The organism is Paenibacillus sp. MABNR03 (assembly GCF_050455445.1).
GTDB classification, from domain to species: domain Bacteria; phylum Bacillota; class Bacilli; order Paenibacillales; family Paenibacillaceae; genus Paenibacillus; species Paenibacillus xylanilyticus.
On sequence record NZ_JBCIYR010000018.1, the window covers coordinates 1 to 780 of the forward strand.

The window sequence follows — 780 nt, forward strand, 5'->3', positions numbered from 1 at the left end:
TTCTTTGGCGGGCCTTTCCAGACCTCTTCGTTTAACCGGTTCCTTTGTAACTCCATGTGAGACGTCCCACAACCCCAGAGAGCAAGCTCTCTGGTTTGGGCTTCTCCGCGTTCGCTCGCCGCTACTGACGGAATCACTATTGTTTTCTCTTCCTCAAGGTACTTAGATGTTTCAGTTCCCCTGGTATGCCTCTACATAACCTATGTATTCAGTTATGAGTAACTGGAAATTACCCCAGCTGGGTTTCCCCATTCGGACACCCCCGGATCAAAGCTTGCTTACAGCTCCCCGAGGCAGTTTCGTTGTTCGCCACGTCCTTCATCGGCTCCTAGCGCCTAGGCATCCTCCGTGTGCTCTTAGTAGCTTAACCAGTTGCTCCGGTTTCGACTGCTCACTTCCCTTGTTTTGCTTACGCAAAGCCAAAAGTCGCTCCCATTCGATACCATCGCAATACAGTTTTCACTATTTATTAAACTTGTTTGACACAAGTTCAGCTAGGATGATTGTTGATCGGTCACTTGAACCGAACAAGCATTCATCCCTAAAAGGAATGTTCTAATTCGCAATTTTCGTTTCGATATCTAGTTTTCAAAGAACAAGCTCCATGCAAAAGCAAGCTGTTTTGAGAGTTTGAGCTCTCAAAACTGAGCAACGAGTGAGTTGCGCAGGTTCAGTGAACCTGCTTATTTGAATGTTTCCGCTGCGGGAAACGATTCTCCATAGAAAGGAGGTGATCCAGCCGCACCTTCCGATACGGCTACCTTGTTACGACTTCACCCC

2 rRNA genes are annotated in these 780 nt (G+C 47.6%); both read right to left on the reverse strand.

Annotated elements, in window-relative coordinates:
• Positions 1 to 370, reverse strand: a 23S ribosomal RNA gene (locus tag AAIH57_RS29155); the annotation flags it as partial.
• A 353-nt stretch (positions 371 to 723) separates the two neighbouring features.
• Positions 724 to 780: ribosomal RNA gene (locus AAIH57_RS29160) — 16S ribosomal RNA — on the reverse strand; the annotation flags it as partial.